This is a genomic window from Micromonospora sp. NPDC050187 (assembly GCF_044459745.1).
Classification (GTDB): Bacteria; Actinomycetota; Actinomycetes; order Mycobacteriales; family Micromonosporaceae; genus Micromonospora.
In genome coordinates this window covers 110,306-131,641 of record NZ_JBITJH010000013.1, presented here as the reverse complement: position 1 = coordinate 131,641, position 21,336 = coordinate 110,306, and the positions used below count along the sequence as shown (strand labels likewise).

General features: G+C 71.6%; 19 protein-coding genes. 9 read left to right on the top strand and 10 right to left on the bottom strand.

What is annotated here, in order from left to right; genetic code table 11:
- Positions 1-246 precede the first annotated feature (246 nt).
- Both ACIBJE_RS20605 and ACIBJE_RS20600 read left to right on the top strand, forming a co-directional pair.
- Positions 247-930, top strand: a complete 684-nt coding sequence (locus tag ACIBJE_RS20605) for a hypothetical protein (protein WP_396750610.1) — start codon at positions 247-249, stop codon at positions 928-930.
- 54 nt (positions 931-984) lie between these two features.
- The gene (locus ACIBJE_RS20600) at positions 985-1,719 is read left to right on the top strand and encodes a glyoxalase (protein ID WP_396750608.1); all 735 of its coding nucleotides are present in this window, start codon (positions 985-987) and stop codon (positions 1,717-1,719) included.
- Between the two features lie 40 nt (positions 1,720-1,759).
- On the opposite strand, the gene ACIBJE_RS20595 is transcribed toward ACIBJE_RS20600, so the two are convergent.
- The 5 genes from ACIBJE_RS20595 to ACIBJE_RS20575 all read right to left on the bottom strand — a co-directional run bounded on the left by ACIBJE_RS20595 (position 1,760) and on the right by ACIBJE_RS20575 (position 7,500).
- A complete protein-coding gene (locus ACIBJE_RS20595) occupies positions 1,760-2,323 on the bottom strand; it encodes a DUF664 domain-containing protein (protein WP_396750606.1) in 564 nt (187 codons plus the stop codon).
- A gap of 130 nt (positions 2,324-2,453) precedes the next feature.
- Positions 2,454-4,007, bottom strand: coding sequence for a ricin-type beta-trefoil lectin domain protein (locus ACIBJE_RS20590; protein WP_396750604.1), 1,554 nt, complete (start codon positions 4,005-4,007; stop codon positions 2,454-2,456).
- A gap of 84 nt (positions 4,008-4,091) precedes the next feature.
- On the bottom strand, positions 4,092-5,681 hold the full coding sequence (locus tag ACIBJE_RS20585) for a beta-1,3-glucanase family protein (protein ID WP_396750602.1): 1,590 nt from the start codon (positions 5,679-5,681) through the stop codon (positions 4,092-4,094).
- A 438-nt stretch (positions 5,682-6,119) separates the two neighbouring features.
- Complete coding sequence (locus tag ACIBJE_RS20580) at positions 6,120-7,319, bottom strand: helix-turn-helix domain-containing protein (protein WP_396750600.1); 1,200 nt, start codon at positions 7,317-7,319, stop codon at positions 6,120-6,122.
- On the bottom strand, positions 7,306-7,500 hold the full coding sequence (locus ACIBJE_RS20575) for a hypothetical protein (RefSeq protein WP_396750598.1): 195 nt from the start codon (positions 7,498-7,500) through the stop codon (positions 7,306-7,308). Before ACIBJE_RS20575 ends, ACIBJE_RS20580 begins: the two co-directional genes overlap by 14 nt.
- A 118-nt stretch (positions 7,501-7,618) precedes the next feature.
- Here ACIBJE_RS20575 and ACIBJE_RS20570 point away from each other — a divergent pair, with 118 nt between their 5' ends.
- On the top strand, positions 7,619-8,374 hold the full coding sequence (locus ACIBJE_RS20570) for a helix-turn-helix domain-containing protein (RefSeq protein ID WP_396750596.1): 756 nt from the start codon (positions 7,619-7,621) through the stop codon (positions 8,372-8,374).
- 72 nt (positions 8,375-8,446) lie between these two features.
- On the opposite strand, the gene ACIBJE_RS20565 is transcribed toward ACIBJE_RS20570, so the two are convergent.
- Positions 8,447-8,935, bottom strand: a complete 489-nt coding sequence (locus ACIBJE_RS20565) for an FBP domain-containing protein (protein WP_396750595.1) — start codon at positions 8,933-8,935, stop codon at positions 8,447-8,449.
- A 72-nt stretch (positions 8,936-9,007) separates the two neighbouring features.
- On the opposite strand from ACIBJE_RS20565, the gene ACIBJE_RS20560 reads away from it, so the two are divergent.
- The 3 genes from ACIBJE_RS20560 to ACIBJE_RS20550 all read left to right on the top strand — a co-directional run bounded on the left by ACIBJE_RS20560 (position 9,008) and on the right by ACIBJE_RS20550 (position 11,741).
- Positions 9,008-9,577: a WHG domain-containing protein gene (locus ACIBJE_RS20560; protein WP_358050472.1), complete on the top strand. Its 570-nt coding sequence runs from the start codon at positions 9,008-9,010 to the stop codon at positions 9,575-9,577.
- 116 nt (positions 9,578-9,693) lie between these two features.
- Positions 9,694-9,990, top strand: coding sequence for a hypothetical protein (locus ACIBJE_RS20555; protein ID WP_396750592.1), 297 nt, complete (start codon positions 9,694-9,696; stop codon positions 9,988-9,990).
- A 173-nt stretch (positions 9,991-10,163) separates the two neighbouring features.
- Positions 10,164-11,741: a Na+/H+ antiporter gene (locus ACIBJE_RS20550; protein WP_396750590.1), complete on the top strand. Its 1,578-nt coding sequence runs from the start codon at positions 10,164-10,166 to the stop codon at positions 11,739-11,741.
- A gap of 127 nt (positions 11,742-11,868) precedes the next feature.
- Here the strand turns inward: ACIBJE_RS20550 and ACIBJE_RS20545 are convergent, their stop codons facing one another.
- Together ACIBJE_RS20545 and ACIBJE_RS20540 are read right to left on the bottom strand one after the other, a co-directional pair.
- Complete coding sequence (locus ACIBJE_RS20545; RefSeq protein ID WP_396750728.1) at positions 11,869-13,272, bottom strand: RICIN domain-containing protein; 1,404 nt, start codon at positions 13,270-13,272, stop codon at positions 11,869-11,871.
- Between the two features lie 167 nt (positions 13,273-13,439).
- Positions 13,440-14,756, bottom strand: a complete 1,317-nt coding sequence (locus ACIBJE_RS20540) for a PHB depolymerase family esterase (protein WP_396750589.1) — start codon at positions 14,754-14,756, stop codon at positions 13,440-13,442.
- Between the two features lie 259 nt (positions 14,757-15,015).
- On the opposite strand from ACIBJE_RS20540, the gene ACIBJE_RS20535 reads away from it, so the two are divergent.
- The 3 genes from ACIBJE_RS20535 (at position 15,016) to ACIBJE_RS20525 (ending at position 18,937) form a co-directional block, all read left to right on the top strand.
- The gene (locus ACIBJE_RS20535) at positions 15,016-16,002 is read left to right on the top strand and encodes a PaaX family transcriptional regulator C-terminal domain-containing protein (protein WP_396750587.1); all 987 of its coding nucleotides are present in this window, start codon (positions 15,016-15,018) and stop codon (positions 16,000-16,002) included.
- Between the two features lie 163 nt (positions 16,003-16,165).
- On the top strand, positions 16,166-17,188 hold the full coding sequence (locus ACIBJE_RS20530; RefSeq protein WP_396750585.1) for a hypothetical protein: 1,023 nt from the start codon (positions 16,166-16,168) through the stop codon (positions 17,186-17,188).
- A 246-nt stretch (positions 17,189-17,434) separates the two neighbouring features.
- Positions 17,435-18,937, top strand: coding sequence for a serine/threonine-protein kinase (locus ACIBJE_RS20525; protein ID WP_396750583.1), 1,503 nt, complete (start codon positions 17,435-17,437; stop codon positions 18,935-18,937).
- Between the two features lie 67 nt (positions 18,938-19,004).
- On the opposite strand, the gene ACIBJE_RS20520 is transcribed toward ACIBJE_RS20525, so the two are convergent.
- Both ACIBJE_RS20520 and ACIBJE_RS20515 read right to left on the bottom strand, forming a co-directional pair.
- The gene (locus tag ACIBJE_RS20520) at positions 19,005-20,876 is read right to left on the bottom strand and encodes an FHA domain-containing protein (protein WP_396750581.1); all 1,872 of its coding nucleotides are present in this window, start codon (positions 20,874-20,876) and stop codon (positions 19,005-19,007) included.
- A 187-nt stretch (positions 20,877-21,063) separates the two neighbouring features.
- Positions 21,064-21,330 carry a hypothetical protein gene (locus ACIBJE_RS20515; RefSeq protein ID WP_396750579.1) on the bottom strand — a complete coding sequence of 89 codons (267 nt, stop codon included), beginning with the start codon at positions 21,328-21,330 and terminating at the stop codon, positions 21,064-21,066.
- Between the last annotated feature and the right edge of the window lie 6 nt (positions 21,331-21,336).

Below are 21,336 nucleotides of genomic sequence, written 5' to 3'. Positions count from 1 at the left end.
CCCCCCCGGGGGGGCCCCCCCCGCCGGGGCGGGGGGGGGGGGGGGGGCGGGGCGCCGGGGGGGGGGGGCCCCCCCCCCGGGGGGGGGGGGCCCCCCCCCCCCCCCCCCGGGGGGGCCCCGCCGCCGTCGTGGGCTTCCTCACCCGCGTCCGCACGACGATGGCGGTCGATGACGGGACTATCCTCGGAGACAGGGAGCGCCGGATGGCGCGCACTCCCGGTCGTGTGGCGGCGGAAGGCGGCGGGAATGCCCGAGATCCCCGGGACGCGCGAGGAGTTGGAGAACGCCGCCCGCTTCCTCCGCGACCGTATGCTGTCCCTGGCCAGGCTCCTCGAACCGGGCCAGCACCCGGACATCACCATGCTGCCGGAACCGGCCATCCTCGACTGGCGGGAGCCGCTGCGGTACGCCTACAAGGCCACCCTGGGCCTGGTCGCGAGGGAGCACCCGTCCGCCGCGCACGCCGTCCGGTACGGCGGTGACCTGCTCACCGCACTCGGCTGGAGTGTCGAGAACGACACCGGCCCGGCCGAGGCCCGTGCCGTCGCCCGCCGCGACGGATTCGTGATCACCCTGTACGCCGTCCACCGGGAGCAGGACGTCAGCCACTACGGGGACAGTTACGGCATCGGTGGCGAGACCCCGCACGTCCTGCTCCACGAGCCGGTCGGGTTCGTCCCGCCCGAGCCGGTCGTCACCACCGGGTCCCTGCCCACCGGGGCACTCCTCTGCTACGAGTGCGACGGCCTCGGCTGGTGCCCCGGCTGCCTGGGACGCGGCTTCACGCGAGACGACTGCCAACGCCGACAGCGGTGCAACCTCTGTTTCACCAGGCGGATCTGCCCGATCTGCGAGGGTGCCGGTCTCAAGTGGATCCACGCGATGAACCGCTGGGAGCGTACGCAGTACCCCGAGCTGCGGCCGGACTGACCGCAGGGGATTTCCATAGGCGGCCGAGCCCTCCACTTCGGCACAATGGCCGCCGTGACCGATCCTGAGGTACGTCCGAACGAGACCACCGTTCCGCTGCTGCCCTGCGTGTCCGCCGAGGAGACCCTCGCCTTCTACCAGGCGCTCGGCTTCCGGGTCACCTACCGGCAGACCCGCCCCTACCTCTACCTCGCCTTCGCGTGGAGCGGCTTCGAGCTGCACTACGGGGCCGCGCCCGCGCACCTGGACCCGAGCCAGGAGAACGCCGGCGGGTGTCTGGTGATGGTGGACGCCGTCGCCCCCTACCACGCCGCGTTCAGCGCGGCGATGCGGGCCGCGTACGGCAAGGTGCTGGCCCGGGGCCTGCCCCGCATCACCCGCTTCCGGCCCGGGGCGAGCCGGTTCACACTCGTCGACCCCTCGGGCAACTCGATCATCTTCATCCAGCGCGACGAGGAGGAGACCCTGGAGTACGGCGGGTCGAAGCGGTTGCAGGGCATTCCCCGGGCCCTCGACAACGCCCGCATCTTCCGGGAGTTCAAGAACGACGACCGGGCGGCCGTGCGGACGCTCACCTCGGCACTGCGCCGGCACGGCGACACGGCTCCGGCGGTCGAACGCGCCCTGGCCATGGTGGCGCTGGCCGAGCTGGCGGTCGCCATGGACGAGCCCGACCGGGCCGAGGAGTGGGTCGCCCAGCTACGGTCGGTCGAGTTGACCGACGCCGACCAGCAGCGGGTGGAGAGCGAGGTCGCCAACGTCGCACGCCTGCGCGAGTGGCTGACGTAGCCGATGTCCTCGGGCGTCGGACCCGATCCGGTCCGCCGGCCTACCGCCTGGGACGCCAGTCGGGCGGCGGGTCCTCGCCGACCCGTCCGTCCACCGCCTCCCGGAGCAGGTCGGCGTGGCCGGTGTGGCGGCCGTACTCCTCGATGAGGTCGCAGACGAGGCGACGCAGGCTGGCGTGCCGCCCGTCGGGGGTGGCGATGTGGACGAGCTGGTCGAGCCCGCCGTCGGCCAGGGCTGCGGCGAGCCGCGCCCGGGACCGTTCGACGGCGTCGTCCCAGTACGCGTAGAGCTGCTCCGGGCTGTCGTGCTGCGCGGAGGTGAACTCCCAGTCTGGCTCGTCGGTCCGGTGGATCGCCGCCCAGGGCGCGCCGATCGACTCGCCACGCAGCCAGACGGTGAAGATCTGGTCCTCTGCCAACGCCAGGTGCTTGAGGAGACCGCCGAGGGTCAGGACGGAGCCGCCGACACGGGCACGGAGGCCGGCCGCGTCGAGCCCGTCGGTCTTCCAGCGGAACGTCGCCCGGAGGCGGTCGAGGGCACCGACGAGGTGTGCGGCCTCACTGCCGGCGAGCGGCGGCTCCCAGGGCGGGTCGATGTGGTCCACGGGCCACACCGTAGACGGCACCACCGACATCGAACCCGGCCGACGACGCGGAGGCACCGGCCGGACCGGATGTGACCGGTCCGGCCGGTGCGCGGCCGACAGGTGGACCCGACGGGTCCCCGACGATGCCTCAGCCGGTGCGCCACTTCTGGTTGGCGGTGCCGGCGCAGTCCCACAACTGCAACCGGCCGCCGTCGCCACTGACCCAGTCCTTCATGTCCACGCACTTGTTGGCCTGCGGGTTCACCAGGTCACCGGCGGCGGAGAGGACGAACTGCTGGGCCGGGTTGCCGCTGCAGTTGGCGATCTGGATGACCGCGCCGTTCTCGCGGGAGCCCCAGGCGACGTCCATGCACTTGTTGTTCTGGGTGCGCAGCGTGCCGCCGGTGAAGGTCCAGCTCTGCGCGGACGTGCCGTTGCAGTTCCAGGTCTGCAGCGGTACGCCGTCGGAGAAGTTGGAGTTGGGCACGTCGATGCACTTGTTGTTCCAGTTGCTGATGATCCGGGTGCCCGGTCCCCCGCCACCGGTGGTGACCAGCGACAACCCGTAGACACCGAGGATCTCGTTGACCGGCTGGAACCACGTCGTCCCGCCGGTCGAGCAGTTGCCGGAGCCGCCGGAGGTGACGCCCTGCGCCTGGTTGCCGGCGAGCCAGGCGCCCCCGGAGTCGCCGCCCTCGGCGCAGGCGTTGCTGCGGTGCAGGCCCGACACCGCGCCCTGCGGGTAGTTGACCGTCTCGTTGCGGCCGAGGAGCGTGCCGCAGCGCCAGCCGGTCGTCCGGCCGGAGCGGCACACCGCGCTGCCGACCACGGCCTCGGCCGAACCGGCGACCGACACGGTGCCACCGGCGTAGTTGTTGACCCACGGCCGGGGCGTCCAGTTGCCGTTGGTCCGGACCCAGCCGTAGTCGTTGCCCGGGAACGACGAGCCGGCGAAGGTGCCCTGGGACACGTTGTTGTAACCGAGGGTGGGGCTTCCGGTTCCCCCGCAGTGGCCGGCGGTCACGAAGCCACCCGCGACGGCGAAGCCCACCGAACAGAGCGTGTTGCCGTTGATCACGTACTGGTCGCCGCCCCGGATGTCGTACAGCGGACGGGGTGCCTCCGCCTGGACGACGTAGCGGACGAGGGCGGCGGAGACTCCGCTGCGTGCCACGAAGTCCCGGGCCGACGTGGTGCCGCCGGGGGCGACCGTCACCACGAGGCTGTTGTCGGCGACGTCGGTGTACCAGCTCCGTACCGTGTTGGTCGGGCGGTGGCGGGCGGCGTACCCGTCGAGGGCGGTCTGGGCGGCGGTGAGCGCGGCCAGGCTCCGGGAGACGAGTCGGGGCTCGGCTCCCTCGGCGCGAACGGTGGCCCCGGCGGACGGGTCGGTGACCGCCACCGTCAGTTTGTTTCCGGCGGCCAGCCAGGAACCGGCGTACTTTGTCCCCAGTCCGGTGCGCAGCCGCTGGTCGACCACGGCGGCGGCGGCCTCGACCCGCAACCGGTCGGCGACCTGCCGGTCGGTCAGGCCGAGGTCCCGTCGCATCGCCTCGGCCATCCCGGCCGGCAGGTTGGCCGCGTCGACGCGGGCGGCCCCCCGGTCGGCGGAGTTCGGATCGGGTGGGGGCGCGGCAGCGGCGGGCACGGTCAGCCCGACGGCCGCCACACCGGTGGCGAGCAGGGCGAGGAACGACTTCATCGGTGTCCTTTCCTGTGGGGGATCTGGTGCTGCCCGGCGGCGGGGTGGCCCCGCCGCCGGGTGCGGGGTGGCCGGGTCGGGCGATCAGCCGGTACGCCACTTCTGGTTGGCGCTGCCGGCACAGTCCCAGAGCTGCAGCCGCGCGCCGTCGCCGCTGTTCCAGTCCTTGATGTCCACGCACCGGTTGCTGGCCGGGTTGAGCAGGTCACCGCTGGCGGTGAGGGTGAACTGCTGGGCGCCGGTGCCGTTGCAGGTGTAGAGCTGGACGACCGCGCCGTTGCCGGTCGCGCCGCCGTCGACGTCCATGCACTTGTTGTTCTGGCTCCGCACCGCCCCGCCGGAGAACGTCCACTTCTGGGCGTTGGTGCCGTTGCAGGTCCACATCTGGAGCGGCACCCGGTCGGCGAAGTTCGAGCTCGGCACGTCGATGCACTTGTTGTTCCAGGTGCTCAGCACCGGCACTCCGGCCGGCGGCGGGGTGCCTCCCCCACCGAACGGGCTGAGCACCAGGCCGGCGGCGCGCGGGTCACCGTCGTGCACCAGCGACTCGAAAGCGCCGACGTCGTCGAAGGCGAACGCGTACGCCTTGCCGTCGACCATGTTGGCGTGGATCACCCGGGCGTACTGGTTGGTGGGGTTGCTGCGGTAGAACTCGGCCGGGTTGAGGCTGGGCTGGGTGTCGATGGTGCCGAGGGTGCCCCGGTTGAGAGCGGCGCAGAGCGTCCGGGCGATCGGACCGACGACCTGGTCGTTGGGGGCGTGCAACTGGCCGTCGCAGCCCCACACGCTGGCCGAGGAGGGCCGCTGGAAGGAGGCCACCACCTGGCCGGAGCCGTTGGTGAAGGTCATCGTGGTGCCGGAGGTCCGGCCGAAGTAGCGGATGCCGGGCTGGTCGGCGAAGGGCACCACGGTCAACGTCTTCGTGGTGTACGCGTTCCACGCCGAGTTGATGTACGGGTCGAGGTACGTGGGGCTGAACAGACCGGCACCGGCGGCTTTGCCCGGGGCCAGGACCCGCAGCACCGTGCCGTCCGACCGGGTGTACACGGAGTTCCCCCAGCCGGCCTGCGCCCGGATCCCGTTGATGATGTTGGCGCGGCCGTTGGTGACGACGTCCCCGGTCCGCTTGGTGACCCCGTTGGCGCCGGTGACGGTGACCGCGTGCGGCACGGCGAACATGTCCACCTGCGAGCTGTTCAGCCAGAGTCCGGCGTCGTTGTAGGTGAACTCGCTCCAGTCGAACAGGATGTTCCGGTTCGCGTCGCCGGCCGCCCAGGGCGCGGGTTGCACCAGGCCGTCCGGGGTGAGGAAGAACTTGAGCTTCTCGCCGAAGGAGAAGTAGACCCGCCCGGAGAAGCCCCGGGGGAACTGGATGGTGGTGCGGCCCCCGTTGCCGGGGCCGGGGATGGAGGCGTCGGGCGCGGGGGACGGCGGGATCTGGCCGCCGGTCCACGGCACGAACGAGCCACCCGCCGTGACGTAGCCGAGCCGGCCGCTGGAGAGCTGGGTGCCGATGACGTACAGGTGCACCGCCTCGCCCCGGCCGGTGCTGTTGGTGACCGTGACGGGCAGCAGGGCTGGCCCGACCGCCTGCGCGGGCGTCGCGTGGATGGTCGCCGCCACGGTGACGAGGAGGGCGGAGACAATGGCGAACAGGTGTCGTCGAACGCTCATAGGACCACCTCAGACGTGGGGGACAGGTTGAGAGAGCGCTCTCACAGGCTGCAACTGGAAACAAAGTTTGTCAATACTTAACAGGAGGTCGGCAGGCGCGGTCGAGTCCTGCGTGTCGACCTCGGGCGGTTCGACGCGCTCCAGACCGCCGCGTCCACGGTCGACGATCCCGCTCGCCGTTCGGCGGCCCGGTCCGGTTCCGCACCGCTCCACTCCGTTCCGGCGATATGGGGGTGTCCGGGCAGCAGGACACCTCCATATCGGCGATAAGCGGTGGTCCGGCCCGGTTCCGCGCGGCTCGGTGGGGAGTTCGTCGGCACGCTGTGGAGCTGCCCCGTCCATGCGCCCACCGGTCACCGGCACCTCCCGTCGCGCCCGACCGGCAGCAGACAGCCGGTTGCGGATCTGCGCCAGGGACAGGAACGGCGCGGTCACCGTTCAGCCCACCCCGAGCGTCGCGGCGAGGTGGCTGAGCGTCGTCGGGGCAGCAGGGTCGCGGGCGACCTGGGCGAGGATTTCTCGGCCGGCTGGTCGGTGACGGATCTCGGCCGGTGCGATCCGCTCGGCCTCCGTCAGGACCCGGCCGGCGCTGACCGGGTCGTCGGCGTGGAGGTAGGCACGGGCGACGTCGACCAGATACGCGGCGCGGTGTTCGGCGGCCAGCCACCGCCAGCCGTCCCGCCTGGTCACCTTCTCGTGCCGGGCCATGGCCTCCTCCGCGTCACCCGACTCCACGGCCACGGCGATCCGGGCCAACTCCACCGCCGTCGCCCCGAACCCGGTCCGGTAGAAGTCGTGCCCGTCCCCCACTCGCGCCGCCATCTCGGCGGCTTCGTCGATCAGCTCGACGGCGGTGCCGTCGTCCCCGTCACGGGCGGCGGCCAGGGCGGCCTGCACCAGCAGCGTTCCGCACAGGGACAGCTCCGACGGGTCGCCGAACTCGATCATTGGCGGGGCGATGCGGTACGCCGCCGTCAGCGTCACCGACTTCGCCACCCGCGCCCGCCCTGAAGCGCGCAACGCCTGCCCGAGCTGCACGGCAGCGGCAGCCACCGACACCCGGTCACCGGTAGCGGCGGTCATCGCCCGGTCGACGGCCAGCCACGCCACGTCGGGGGCACCGAGCTTCACCGGCAGCGCGGCCGGCACCCGGTACGCCTCCACCAGCGGCACCCGACCCCTGCCGGGATCGTGGGCATGGTTGCGCTGCGCGCTGGCCACCAACTGCGGCAGCAGATCGACGACCTGCGGGTACCGGGCATGCTGGAAGGTCGTGCACACATGCGCGACCTCCCGCGCCAGCCGATCGCCCGGCAGCACCCGGCGGGCCGTCGGGCGCTCCAACGCGATCTCGTACGTCGACAGCGCCACCCGGATCTGCTCCACACCCTCGACACGCTCGATCAGCCCGGCCGGCTGAGCGTCCCGACCGAGCAGCACCGCCGTGTCGATCCGCAGCACGGCAGCGATGCTCTGAAGCGTCGACACCTTGTCGAGCGACCGGACACCCCGCTCGACCTTGTCGACCCAGCTCTTGGACTTGCCCAGCCGATCCGCGAGCACCTGCTGAGACAGCTTCCGCCGTCCTCGCCAGTACGCCACCCGACGACCGACCGGCAGCAGATCAGTGCGGTCCACGACGCCACCGCCGATCCGGCACCGCGCGGGTCGTCTCCTCGATCGGCACCCGATCCGCCTCGGCCTGCGCAAGAATCCGCTGCTTCGCCGCCTCCCGCTCGGCCGCCTGGACCTGCTCGCCCGGCCTCACCGCCGGGTCGTCGCCCTCGCCCTGCATCCCCACCTCCGTCAGCAGAAGCACGGCGGCAAGCTCAGCCGTCGCGCGCCATCCACCATGACGCCGAGATGTCACCGACCGCGACGACACTAGACGCGGCAAACCGGTCACGTGGCTGGCGACATTCAGGCGACATCACGCTATGGTGGCGGTCATGACCGTCCCGAACACCGCCCTGCGCTCCGTCCGCATCGGAATGCGCATGAGCCAGGACGATTTCGCTCGCGCGCTCCAAGCCGCCGGCCACCGCGTCGGCGAGCCCAACGACGCCAACAAGAGACTCGTCCAGCGATGGGAGTCCGGCGCGATCGCCGCGCCGCGGCCCGTCTACGCCCGCGCGCTGGAGGTCGTCACCGGCCTACCCATCTCGCTGCTCGGCTTCGCCGCAGTGCCCGACGGCCAGGTCGCCGACGACCAGCACGGTGGGCACGACCTGACATCCCCCATGTCCAACCTGGCCACGCCCACGCCCAGGCCAGCCACGGTTCACCGGTCGTACGAGGGCGTATGGCTCAGCCGTTACCAGTACTACTCCAGCGGCCGGGGGGAGTCCTTCGCCGGACAGCACTTCCTGGTCGTGCTTCAACACGGCGACCGGTTGACCGCCCGCAGCCTGCCCGGGTCGGCGGCATCGTCGCTGTCGCTGGATCTGACCGTGGACGGCGCTGTCGTCACCGGCACGTGGGTGGAGCAGACCGACCCGACCGGCTACTACCGGGGCGCCCGATACCACGGCGCGATCCAGCTTCTGGCCGAGCCCACGGGTCGACGGATGGCCGGAAAGTGGGTGGGCTTCGGCAAGGACATGGACGTCAACACCGGCCCGTGGGAACTCGTCTTCCAGGACGCTTCGACGTCCAAGGCGACGCTCGATCGGTACAACACGTCGACGACGTAGCGCGTGGCTCGCGGGGGCAAGGCGGCCTGTCGGGCGCGCGCACGTCTCCGCTGTCGCATCCACGACGTCGGTTCACGCCGTCACCCGGGCGACGAACGCGGCGAGGTTCGCCACCGTCCGTTCGATCTTCTCCTCCAGGGTGAGCGACTCGTGGAGCCGGGCGCCGGCACCGGCGTCCTTCTTCCCCCGCACGTACAGCGAGCAGGCGAAGTCGGCGCACAGGTAGGTGCCGACCGAGTTGCCCTGCTGCCCGGCCTTGCCGGCCTTCGGCGCGACCATAAGGGAGACGCCGCTGTGGGTGGTCAGACAGATCGAGCACATGCCGCGTCGCGTCTGCCCGACGACGGGGCTGGGACGGCGCAACGCGAGGGCGCTCGGGTGGCCGTCCAACTCGGCGACGAGGTAGGCACGGTCGGGGGCCTGGGGGTCGTGCCAGCCGAGGAAGTCCAGGTCGTCCCAGGGGCGGTCGGCGAGGTCGCGCGGAACGTACAGCCGCTTCGCCTGGCCCTTGGTGCAGTTCACGAAGGCGGTACGGATCTCGTGTTCGGTCAACGGCTTCACGACAGGCAACGCTAATTTGCCTAAAGGAGTTAGGCAAATGCATAATCTCGTGAGGCAGGCGGGAGGGGTGGCATGGCACGTGTGGGGCTGAACGCGGAACGCCTGACCCGGGCGGGAGCGGAGCTGGCCGACGAGGTCGGCTTCGAGCAGGTGACCGTGTCGGCGCTCGCCCGGCGGTTCGACGTCAAGGTCGCGAGCCTGTACTCACACGTGCGCAGCTCCCAGGACCTCAGGACCAGGATCGCCCTGCTCGCCCTGGCGGAGATGGCCGACCGGGCCGCCGACGCCCTGGCCGGTCGGGCCGGTCGGGACGCGCTCACCGCCCTCGCGAACGTCTACCGCGACTACGCCCGGGAGCACCCCGGCCGCTACGCGGCGGCCCAGCTCCGACTCGACCCCGAGACGGCGGCGGCCAGCGCTGGCGGCAGACACGCCCAGCTGACCCGGGCGATCCTGCGCGGCTACGACCTGACCGAGCCGGCCCAGACGCACGCGGTCCGCTTGTTGGGCAGCGTCTTCCACGGGTACGTCAGCCTGGAGATGGGCGGCGCGTTCAGCCACAGCGCCCCGGACACCCAGGAGACCTGGGCACGCGTCCTGGACGCCCTCGACGCCCTGTTGCGGAACTGGCCCGCGCCCTGACCGGGGCGCCGCACCGCACCGGGTGACGGAGCATCAGGACACCGTCACAGCCCTGGGGCCGGCTGGTGGCGGCCGTAAGGTCGCCGACGCGTACCGGTCGGCCGGCGGTGGCCCTGATGGGCGTCGTCGGCGTCTACGGCTCCGCGTTGAACAGCGCGGTGCAGTTCTCCATCTCCACCGGGATCAGCTACATGGTCGCCGCCGGCAACGACGACGCCGACGCGTGCGCCTACTCGCCCGCGGCGGTCGCCACCGCCCTCTCCAGCGACACGCCCATGGCGGCACCCCACGTCGCCGGGAGCCGCCGCCCGGGTGCTCCAGCGTTACCCGACAGCCAGGTGAAGGCGTACCTGACGGCCCAGGCGACCCCGGTCAACAACCTGCGCCTGCTGTACGTGGACACGCTGCTCTGACCCGGGCGGCACCCGCCGGAACCCGTCGGCGTCGGGAGGCAGCGCCCCGACGCCGCGCTCCGCCGGGTTGCTCACGCCGTTCCGCGACGCGCCGCCGGTCCGCCGTCCCACACTGAGGGGGCGGACGAGGAGGGCTGGCCGGGGCGACGGCCGGACGGGGGGCGAGGGGCGGCGTGGAAGGTCTCGTGCTGATCGCGGTGCTGGGTGCCACCGTGCTGGTCGGGACCACGCTCGGTGGGCGGTACCGGGTCGCGCCGCCGGTCCTGCTCATCGGCATGGGCGCACTGCTGGCCCTCGCTCCGCCGCTGTCCGACGTGGTGCTCGATCCGGACGTGGTGCTGCTGCTGTTCCTCCCGGCGATCCTCTACCGGGAGAGCCTCACCACGAGCCTGCGGGAGATCCGGGCGAACCTGCCGGCCATCGCGCTGCTCGCGGTCGTGCTGGTGGGGGTCACCATGGTCACGGTGTCGCTGGTCGCGCAGGCGTTCGGCGTCGACCCGGCGGCGGCCTGGGTGCTCGGGGCGGTGCTGGCGCCCACCGACGCCGCGGCCGTCGCCGGCCTGGCCAAACGGATGCCCCGCCGGTTCCTCACCATCCTGCGGGCGGAGAGTCTGATCAACGACGGCACGGCGCTGGTGCTGTTCTCCGTCGCCCTCGGCCTGCTGGGCGGGGGTGCCGCGCCCGGGGCCTGGGAACTCGTCGGGCGGGTCGGCGGCTCGTTCCTCGGCGGTGTCGCGACCGGGCTGGTGGTCGGTGGCGTGGTCGTGCTGATCCGGCGACGCCTCGACGACCCGCTCCGGGAGGGCGCGCTCAGCGCGCTCACCCCGTTCGTCGCGTTCCTGATCGCGGAGGAGGTGCACACCAGCGGGGTGCTCGCCGTGGTCGTCGCGGGTCTGCTGCTCTCGTACGCCGGTCCCCGGGTCGTGCGGGCCCCCTCCCGGCTGATGGCCTACGCCTTCTGGGACCTCACCACGTTCCTGATCAACGGAGGGCTGTTCGTCCTGCTCGGGATGCAGATACCGCGCGCCCTGCGGGGCGAGACCAGCACCTCGATCGGGCGGGCCCTGAGCATCGCGCTGGTGGTGGCCGTGACGGTGGCCGCGACCCGGATGATGTGGGTGCACCTGGCGACCGAGGTCCTCCGGGTCGTCGACCGCCGCCGCTCCCAACGGGAACTGGAGGTGGGCTGGCGGGTACGCACGGCGGCCGGATGGGCCGGTTTCCGGGGCGCGGTCTCCCTGGCCGCAGCTCTCGCGATCCCGCTGACCGCCGCCACCGGCGAACCGGTCCAGGACCGTGACCTGGTCATCTTCTGCACGGTGGTGGCGATCGTCCTGATCATGCTGGTGCAGGGCACCACCCTGCCACTGGTGGTCCGGTGGGCCGGTCTCGTCGGCGACCAGCCCCGCGCCGACGAGGTGCACCACGCCCGGCTGAGTTCCACCCGGGTCGGGCTCGCCGCGCTGCCGGAGGTGGCCCGGCGGCTCGGCGCGGCGGCGGACGTCGTCGACCGGGTACGCGCCGACTACCAGGCCCACCTCGACGACATCCAGGCCGAGAAGGAGGGCCAGGTCTCGGCGGGGACCCGGGAGGTCGAGCGTCAGCTACGGCTGGAGGTGCTCGATCGCAAACGGCGCGAGATCACCCGGTTGCGCGACACCAACGAGATCGACGACACCGTGCTGCGCGAACTCCAGGCGGCACTGGACATCGAGGAGATCCGCCTGCTGGGCCCGGAGACGCCGGACTAGACTCCGGAGCCGGCCCACCGGGGCGGGCCGGACCCCCGGCCGCCGGAGTTCGTGAACCCCGGCCCGCCGGGAGCCCGCCCGCTCGGTCACCGCTCTGACGTCGTGCCGCCCGGCTGTCTGCCTGATGTCAGGAGAACTGCGCGAAGAACCGCCAGATCTCGCCCTTGGTCCAGGTCGTGACGCCACTCTCGGCGTAGGTCCCGTCGACCGGGGCGGGTAGGTGCCCGTTGTCGAACGCGGCCCACTGCACCGGATACCCGGCCCGGCAGCCGGAGTAGGCGGTGGTGATGTGCGTCCGGCTACCTGCCGCCGGCTCGGGCGGGTTCTGCTGGGCACAACCGTTGTTCCGGACGAACGTGTCACGCAGCGCCCGCCCCTGGGCGATGGTGAGCACGTTGTCCGTGATGCCGTGCAGGCCGAAGTACGCGACCGGCTGGGTGCCGCCGCTGCATCCGCTGATCTGCCCACCGGCGATGACCGCGACGGCCCGGAAGACGGTCGGTCGGGCGCAGGCGAGGGCGTAGCTCATGCCGCCGCCCCAACTGAAGCCGGTGGCGAAGCGCTGTGCCGGGTTGACGCAGAGGTCGCCCTCGATGCGCCGAAGCATGTCGTCGACGAAGGTGACGTCCTCGCCACCGGAGTTGGCCCAACCGTTGCCGAGGCCCTGGGGCGCGACCAGGATCGCGTTGTGGCCCGACTGCTCCCACTGACCGTAGTAGGACCAGGCCTGTCCACTCGTGCCACCGGAGTCGATCTCGCTGGCGGTCCCGCCCCGCCAGTGGAACGCGAAGACCAGTCGGTACCGGTGGTTGTTGTCGTAGGTGGCGGGCATCCGCAGGATGAACGACCGACTCCTGCCGTTGCTCTGGATCTGGTGCGTGCCGTTGCGCAGCGTCGGGGCCTTGCCACATCCATCGCCCCCCGGGGGTGACGTGGTGGGCGGTGCACTGGTGGGCGGTGGGGTGCCACCGTCGACGCGGACGAGTTGCCACTGCTGGTTGGCACCGTTCCAGTCGTCGTACTGCACGATGTTCCCGCCGTCAGCGGTCGAGGCGCCCTGCACCTCCAGCGCCTTGTTGCTGTTCCGGTTGATCAACCGGACGTGCCCGCCGTCGGAGTCGGCCAACCGCCACTGCTGGTTGGTCCCGTTGTGGTCGGTCCACTGCTGGATCGTCCCCCCGTTGGCCGTCGACCGGTTCGCCACATCCAGGACCTTGCCCGAGTGCCGCGACGTGATCCGGTAGTGGCCGCCTCCGGAGTCCACGAACTTCCACTGCTGATGGTTACCGTCGTTCCGGGACCACTGCGTGATCCGCGCGCCGTCGCCGGTCGCCTGGTTGTACACGTCCAGCGCCTTGCCGCTGTTGCGGTTCACCACCACGTACCAGGCGTTGGTGTCCACCGACGCGGCGTCGGCGGGGACGGCGTTCACCGCGACCACCGTGCCGGTCGCGACGACAGCCGCCGCGAGGACGGCCAGTCCGGACCGCCCGCGGCGTCCCGGGGTGAAGGCGGGACGAGCCTCGTCCATCGTTCTCATGATCTGCTCCTCTGGGCCTCGTCCGCTCGGAGCGGACGGGTTCGGCCGAGTGCCGGCGCCGACCGCGGCGGCAGCACGTCGACAGGGTCTGTGGGCACATCACCCGGTCACCGGCATGCGCGGCCACCGGGTCAACCGACGGATCGCGTCCGGTCGGTTCAGGCGATCACGCAGGACGCGCCGTTCAGGGTGAAGGCGCTCGGCTTGGCGGCGTCACCGGTGTGCGTGGCCTGGAAACCGACGGTGATCGAACCGTTGACGGGGATGGCGGCGTTGTGGGCCACGTTCCGGGCCGTCACCTGCCCCGAGGACGGCGCGTAGGACGCGTTCCACCCGGAGGTGACGACCTGACCACCGGGCAGGGTGAAGACCAGGGACCAGCCGTCGACGGCGCTGGTGCCGGTGTTGGCGATGGTGATGTCCTCGGTCAGCCCGCTGTTCCAGGCGTTGACCCTGACCGCCACCCGGCAGGCACCGGAACTTGGCGGCGGCGTGGTCGGCGCGGGAGTGGTCGGCGGCGGCGTGGTGGGCGGCGGCGTGGACAGACCGAGGAACTGGATCGCGGCCGCCGCCATGCCGCCGGAGGGCAGGCTGTGCCCGGCGCCCTGGATGGCGTACGCCTCCACCTGGACGGTGCCGGTCGGGTCGGCGAACCTGCGGCGGTTCCAGGTGGACTGTGGGGTGTCGATGAAGGTGGGCGTCTGGCTGAGACCGAACACGTTGGTCCACTGCTCGACCGTCTCCTGCAACAACTGGTACGGCACCAGCGTGTCGTTGGTGCCGTGCCAGAGCTGCACCCGTGGGCGCGGACCGGAGTAGCCGGGGTACGCCTGCCGGACCGCGTCACCCCACTGTTGCGGGGTCCGGTTCATGTTCCCGCCGGTGCACTGGCTGGCTCCGGGCGGGTAGTCGGCCGCGTTGGCGAAGCAGGTGTACGGAACCCCCATGAACGCGGCTCCGGCCTTGAACACGTCGGGGTAGACGGCCAGCATGTGATTGGTCATCATGCCGCCCGACGAACTGCCGGTGGCGTAGACCCGTTCGGGGTCGCCGCCGTGTTGACGCTGAACAAAGTTGACCATGGACACCAGTGAAACGGGGTCACTGCCGCCGCCGCGCCGCTTGGCAGCGTCCGACCAGGTGTCGAAGCAGTTGCCGAACCCGGCCTGCTGGGTCGCGGTCGGGTAGATGACAATGAATCCGTACCGGTCGGCCAGCGAGGCGAACTCGCTGCCGGAGTAGAAGCCGGGGCCCGACCCGCCACAGCCGTGCATGGCGACCACGATCGCCGGCCTGGCCGGGCGGGAGTCGGGCAGGTAGAGGTGCATCCGCATCCGGCCCGGGTTGTCGCCGAAGCTGGTCACCTCGACCAGCGACGCCGCGTGGGCCGGCTTGAGAGCGGGGATCACGAGGCCGGCCACCGCCAGGGACGCAGCCAGGGCGAACAGCAGACTCCGCCTGATTCTCGTACGCACGTTCTCTCACCTCTGCAGGTTGAGATCGGCCGCGTGCCCGGCACGGGTACACCCGGTTCCCCGCGCTGGCACGTCCTGGCCTACGACATCTGGGGTTGCCCTGTCCGGCCCCGCGCACGTCGCGTGACAGAAAGTCTCCCCCTCGGGCCGTCAAGTGTCAATTGAACTAGCTCGATGGCGTCTGGAGCGTCGACCGGTCGCCGCCAATGACCCCGTCTACAGTCGAGGCACCGTCCCCGAGCCGCCCCGGAGCACCCTCGTGAACAGCCCTTTCAACATCGAGGAGATCTTCCCCGACGACGGGGACCACTCGGCGCGGCTGCCCCGACGGCAGACCGGGAACTCGCCACAGGGGCTCGCGGTGACACTGCTGGCCGACTACACGCTGCGGGACCTGGCCTGGCTCCCGTCCGCGGCGATCGTCGCGTTGCTCACCGAGGCCCGGGTGAGCCCCACCGGTGCCCGTGCCGCCATCAGTCGACTGGTCCGCCGTGGCGTGCTGGAGGGCAGCCGACAGGGACGGCACAGCTTCTACCGGCTCAGCCGGGCCGCCGCCGTCGACCTGGCCGGCGGTGGCAGGTGGATCCTCACCGCCACCGCCACGGCGCAGCCGTGGGACGGATGCTGGACCCTCGTCGCCTTCTCGCTGCCCCAGGAGCGCGGCACCCAACGGCGGGCCCTGCGTGGTCAGCTCCGGTGGCTGGGCTTCGCGCCGCTGTACGACGGCCTGTGGATCTCACCGCACGAGCTGACCCCGCAGGCCCAGAGCCGACTCGGCCAGGTAACCGGCACCGTCACGGTGTTCCGTGGACGACCGGCCGACCTCGACACCGTCACCAACCGCCAGCCCCTCGACGCCTGGGACATCGCGGCGATCGCCCGGCACTACGAGACCTTCCTCCGGCGCTGGCGTCCACTCCTTCCGCAGGTGGGATCCGGGCAGGTCAGCGGCGCGGAGGCGGTGCGGGCCCGCACCGAGGTCATGGACACCTTCCGCCGCTTTCCCACGCTCGATCCGCAGCTACCCATCCAGCTGCTTCCCCCCGGATGGCTCCGGGAGCCGGCCCGGGAGGTGTTCGCCGCCGTCTACGACGGCCTCGCCGACGCCGCCGAGCAGCACGTCCGCGCCGTCGTCGCACGCTCCGGCGGCAGCGCGCAACCCGGCATCCGGGCCCACCTCACCACCGACATCCTCGCCGGAACGGTCGGGCCCGCCACCGTACCGTCAGCGCTCCTACCCGGGTAGGAGGCGAGGTGCCGCCGTCCGGTGCACGCAGGACAAGTTCCCACACGTTCGATAACCTTCGGTGACCAGTCTCGGTCGACGGACCGCCGGGAAGCCCCCTCGGCCCCACGTCGTCCGATCGGCACCCCTCGCCGCTGTCGGCTACCGCTCGTCGAGGAGTGCCATGCGTCAGATCGTCCGAGGGCTCGGCCTGGTGGCGGCCGTGGCCACACTGTCGTCCTGCGGAACCGTCACCGTCGCGCAGTCACCGGCCGACCAGGGGGCACGATTCCCCGTCCCGGCGACGGGCGCACCGACTGTCCACGCCGAATGGGCCTCCTGCGCGGTGGACGCGCCGATGGATCCAAAGCCGCCCCAGGAGGCACTCACCCTGCCGCGCCTCGACGGCGGTTTCCGCGCGACGGCCGCGATCCACTGTCAGCTCGATTACCGGCGACGTGCCGACGGTGGTCTCGACCTGGTCCTCACCGAAGGTCGGGCCACTGACCTGACGGTCCTGCTCACCGCGCTGCGCCGCCCCGACACGTCGGCCGGCCCCGAAGCGTGCACCCTGGAAATGCCCTGGGTGCCGAACCTGCTGCTGCTCGACGCTAGCGGCCGGTGGATCCGGCCGGGAATCCCGGTCGACGGCTGCGGCAAGCCGCTCCCCGACCTGGTGCCGGCGGTGCGAGGACTGCGGCTGGCCACTGTCTCGGAGCGGGTCGTCCGCGAGATCGAGTCGGCCGGCGCGGCCAGGGCCGGCTGTTCGCAGGATCACCGGAACGTGGTGGCCTCCGAGACCGGGTATCCCGACTCGTCGTTACGGCCGGGCCGGGGATCGGTCCCGTTCCGGTCCACCGCCCCGGTGCGGCTGTGCGGATACCGCGTCCCCGCCGAGGAGCGCGGGCTGGCGGATCCCGGTGGCGACTTCGCGTACGGGCGGACCCTCTCCCCGCAGCAACGGAAGTCCGTGGAGCGGGCCTTGACCACGCTGCCCCCTGCGACGGATTGCGCGGGCAACGCGCACCGGTTCGCCGTGCTCGCCAACCCGGGTGGAGCGGGCGGAACCGTGTACGTCGAACTCGACCACTGTCGACGGGTCCTGGTCTCGCCGCTCTACGGCCCGCCGACGCTGGCCCAGGCCGACCGTACGTTTCTCGGACTTGTCGCGGATCTCGACGGGTCCGCCCGGTCGGCGCCACGCTGAACAGCAGCTCAGAAGAGGAGCTGCGCCTGGTCGTAGCACCAGCGGACGTGGACGAGCAGCGCCTCCCGGGTGTCGACATCGGCGAGGATCGTCAACGGAGGCACGGCCGGAGGGTGATCCTGGAACTGGCCGCCGCCGTCGTCGTCGGGACGGGGTGGTGGAGATGGTGGGCAGCCCCCGCTGTGGCATCATGTCGCGACGGTCGGCCCGCCGTCAGACATTGCGACGTACGGACGGTGAGTGGTAATGCTGCGCTCTGGCCTGCGACTCGGCGACCGGTACCGGCTCGACGCCAGGATCGGTGCCGGTGGCATGGGCGAGGTGTGGCGGGCGGTCGACGTGCTGCTCGGACGGACCGTCGCGGTCAAGGCCATGCTGCCGGACGTGGCGGACGACCCGGACTTCGCCCGTCGGTTCCTGGTCGAGGCGAAGGCGATGGCCAGCGTGAACCATCCCGCCGTGGCGTCGATCCACGACTACGGACACAGCGACGGGCTGACCTTCCTGGTGATGGAGTTCGTCGACGGGCAGTCGCTGTCCCAACTGCTTGCCCGGCACGGCCGGCTCTCCCCCGCCGACACCATGCACCTGGTGACGCAGGCCGCGGACGGGCTCCAGGCGGTCCACGAATGCGGCATCGTGCACCGGGACATCAAGCCGGCCAACCTCCTGGTCCGCCCCAACGGGTCGCTGCTGATCACCGACTTCGGCATCTCGCGCCGGCACGACGCGTCACTGCTGACCGCGTCCGGCGCGGTTCTCGGCACGCCGACCTATCTCTCGCCGGAACAGGTGCTCGGTCGGCCGGCCACCGCGCTCAGTGACGTCTACTCGCTCGGGCTCGCCGCCTACGAGTGCCTGTCCGGGCAGCGTCCGTTCACCGGGGACAACCCGTACGCGATCGCCCTGCAACGGGTGCAGGCGGTCCCCCGGACCCTCGGTGACGACGTACCGCAGCCGGTGCGGGCCGTTGTCGAGCGGGCCCTGGCCACCGAGCCGGCGGACCGCTGGCCGTCCGCCGCCGCGCTGGCCGCTGCCGCCCGCTGGTCGTCCGGTACGGCCGCCCACCCGCCCGCGCCCCCACCGGTCGCCGCCCCACCGCTGCCGGCCGGGCCGGCACCGGTTCCACCACTGCCGGTCCCGCCGGTCGCGGGTTCGTTGGTCTCCGTTCCTCCACCGGGGCCGGCGGCCCCCGCCCCTGGACGGTCGACGCGGCGACGGTGGGTGGTGCTGGCCGGGACGGTCGCCCTCGTTCTGGCTGGCGGGGTCGCGGTCTGGCAGGCGACAGGCCGCGACGGCACCGGGTCACCGGCCGACGCCGGCCCGCTCCGGCAGAACGCCACGCCGTCGGCCGGACCGTCCGTGCCGGCCGGGTTCGCCGCCTGCGCCGCGGCGTTCTGTCCGACCACCCCACTGTGCTGGGGTGGTCTGGTCAGCATCAGCGGGACCGCGATGCCGCCCCGGAAGGCGGACTGTGCCGGCGAGCACACCTGGGAGACGTTCGCCGCGATCCGGCGGCCCGACGACGCGGTGGACCTGCCGCAGGACGAACTGCTCACCCACGACGTGATCAGGACGGCCTGCTCGGCGTCGAGCCTGACGGCGCGCAGCGCCGTGCCGGACGACACCCGGGGCTGGGTACGTGACGCCTGGCCGATGGAACTCTCCACCGACCAGGGTTGGCTGGTGCACTGCCTGGCCCGCCCGGAGACCGGCAGCGCGACGGGCGCCGCGTTCCGGCCGGCGTGACGGGTGGCCGGAGCCAGAGAGGTGGTCCACCGCCTCGGCCCGGAGCAGCGGTGCGGCCGACACCGGATCAGGCCGGGACGGGCAGCTCCTGCCGGTAGAAGATGTCGATGTCGACCTCTTCCCCGCCGACCGTCAGCGTGTCCCAGGCGCCACTGGCCAGCAGGGTCCGTACGGTCTCGCCCTTGAGCGTCCGCAGATGGTCCAGGAGGACCTGATCGTCGGGCAGGCCGGCGAGGCGGGACGACAGGCGGGCGCGGATCTCACGCATCCGCTCCATCAGCGCCTCGAGGTCCGCCTCGCGGTCCGGACCGTCCGTCGCCGGTGCACCGCCGCTCTCGGCGATCACGTCGGCGATCACGTCCTTGATGGCGCGGTTGGCACCCTGCTCGTCGGTGGTCACCATCGCGTTCCACGCGCGGCTCTTGTGCCGGTACTGGAGCATCGACATCGCCGCCTCGTGCCGGACGAAGTCGGCGTCCCGGAAGGGTCTGCCGTTCCAGCCGCTGGCGAGCGACCGGGCCAGCGAGATGGCCGACGCCAGTCCGCTGTTGAGCCCGCGCCCCGGCCAGAAGTGGATCGAGTTGGCGGCGTCCCCGAGCAGGAAGCCGTAGGTGCCCGGGGTGGTCGCCGTCGGGGCGTACAGCCGGCCGGTGAAGCGGGGCCGCTGCACCATGTCCAGGCGGAACGCGGTGACGGCGCTCAGATTCTCCGGGCTGACGCCGAAGAACGCCAGCCCCTCCAGCACCCGCCTCCACAACGGCGACCCTCTGAGCAGGGCGGGCAGGAACAGCGTGCCGTGGGTCGAGCACTGGAAGTCGCCGTCGTCCTCCCGGGCCATCAGACACGGCCGGGAGGCGATGCAGTCCTTGAATTCACGGCGGACCGGGTCGAGCCCGACGACCTCGGCGGCCTCGGCGTCGGTGAGGCGCATGTTCAGGAAGCCCTCGCCGCCGAGGGAGTTGAGCAGGAAGCGGTTCTGGGCCACGGTCAGCAGGACACTCATCGCGTCCGGCAGGTCGGACTTCACTCGCAGGCCCAGGACGACGTCCTGGAGGTGCCGACCGTCGACCGAGTAGATCGAACTGTCGGCGACGCCGAACCTGGTGGTGAAGTGCTCGCGGGTCCGCGACCGCGCGCCGTCGCAGATGGCGAGCACATGCTCCTGGGCGACCGTCTCGTGCTGCTCGGCCGCATCGAACCGGGCGGGCACCAACCGGATCCGGTCGGACTTCTCGTTCGCCAACTCCAGGAGCTTGTCCTCGATGTAGGCGATCCGGATGTTGCGGGGGCCGTAGCCACGGATCGAGTCGGGACCCGACGGCCACATCTCGGAGTACGCACCGGGGACGAAGAGCCGGTCCTGCGCCTCCTCGGGAAGATTGAGGTACTGGCGACTCTGGACGGTTACGACCTGCTGCCGCCGGGTGTTGCCCTGCGTCTCGTTCTTCCACACGACCCGCGAGCCGTCCCGGGTCCAGCGGCCGTCGTACACGGTGACGGCGACCCGGTGACCCAGGAGGCGTTCGAGGAGCAGGGCCAGGCTCAGCCCGACCGGTCCACCACCCGAGACGGTGACCCGCAGGACGGGACCCGGATCGACGACGGCGGCCGGCTTGATGGAGGGCTGGAAGAGGGTGAGATCGGAGATCATCGTGGTCACGTCGGCCGTCACCTCGAAACAGAACGTCTCGTCGGTGATCGTGATCAGGTCGCCGTGCTGGAGAACGTGCGAGGTGATCCGTCGGCCGTTGACCAGCGTGCCGTTACGGCTGCCCCGGTCGTACAGCACGTAGCCGCGCTCCTCGCGCACCATTTCCGCGTGGGAACGGGAGACTCCACTGCTGGAGATCACCACGTCGTTGTCACTCAGGCGGCCGAAGGTGAACCGGGTGTCGCCGACCGGAATCCGCCGCCCGGCAAGGGGCCCTTTGCGCCCCACGATCTCAGGTACCACTCGGTTCGGGCCTTTCTGCAGGCGTCGACGGGTTATGGGCTCACGGCAGAGGCCGGCTCACGATGCGTGAAAGCCATGATCCTCCGGAAGCATGTGCACTCTAACCACCTCACCCGCACCGGGTCAGTCGGCCCACAGGCTCATTCGGATCGGGTTGCCGACACGGAATCGCTTACGGGGCAAGTGATCCGGGAGTGCAGCCGGCCGCCGTTTTCCCGCCGCCCACCTGGAAGCGGGACATCCGGTGTTCGTTCGAATGCTGTCGACCGGGTCTCAGGAGACGACGGACAGGAACGGGCTGGGCTGCCCGCTCCAGGAAACGTAGAGCCTCCCGGGCCCGGGTGCTGGCCACGAAGAGCAGACACCGTTCCCGCAGCAGGTCGTTGTCGTGCTGCACCTGGTCCACCTCGGGCGGGGTGACCTCCTTGGCGAACGGCACCGCCGT

What these genes read in the sequence shown, in the direction of transcription:
- ACIBJE_RS20605 (WP_396750610.1), top strand. Translation starts at nt 247, where the DNA reads ATGCCCGAGATCCCCGGGACGCGCGAGGAGTTGGAGAACGCCGCCCGC.
- ACIBJE_RS20590 (WP_396750604.1), bottom strand. Translation starts at nt 4,007, where the DNA reads ATGAAGTCGTTCCTCGCCCTGCTCGCCACCGGTGTGGCGGCCGTCGGG.
- ACIBJE_RS20585 (WP_396750602.1), bottom strand. Translation starts at nt 5,681, where the DNA reads ATGAGCGTTCGACGACACCTGTTCGCCATTGTCTCCGCCCTCCTCGTC.
- ACIBJE_RS20570 (WP_396750596.1), top strand. Translation starts at nt 7,619, where the DNA reads ATGGTGGCGGTCATGACCGTCCCGAACACCGCCCTGCGCTCCGTCCGC.
- ACIBJE_RS20560 (WP_358050472.1), top strand. Translation starts at nt 9,008, where the DNA reads ATGGCACGTGTGGGGCTGAACGCGGAACGCCTGACCCGGGCGGGAGCG.
- ACIBJE_RS20555 (WP_396750592.1), top strand. Translation starts at nt 9,694, where the DNA reads ATGGGCGTCGTCGGCGTCTACGGCTCCGCGTTGAACAGCGCGGTGCAG.
- ACIBJE_RS20545 (WP_396750728.1), bottom strand. Translation starts at nt 13,272, where the DNA reads ATGGACGAGGCTCGTCCCGCCTTCACCCCGGGACGCCGCGGGCGGTCC.
- ACIBJE_RS20530 (WP_396750585.1), top strand. Translation starts at nt 16,166, where the DNA reads ATGCGTCAGATCGTCCGAGGGCTCGGCCTGGTGGCGGCCGTGGCCACA.
- ACIBJE_RS20525 (WP_396750583.1), top strand. Translation starts at nt 17,435, where the DNA reads ATGCTGCGCTCTGGCCTGCGACTCGGCGACCGGTACCGGCTCGACGCC.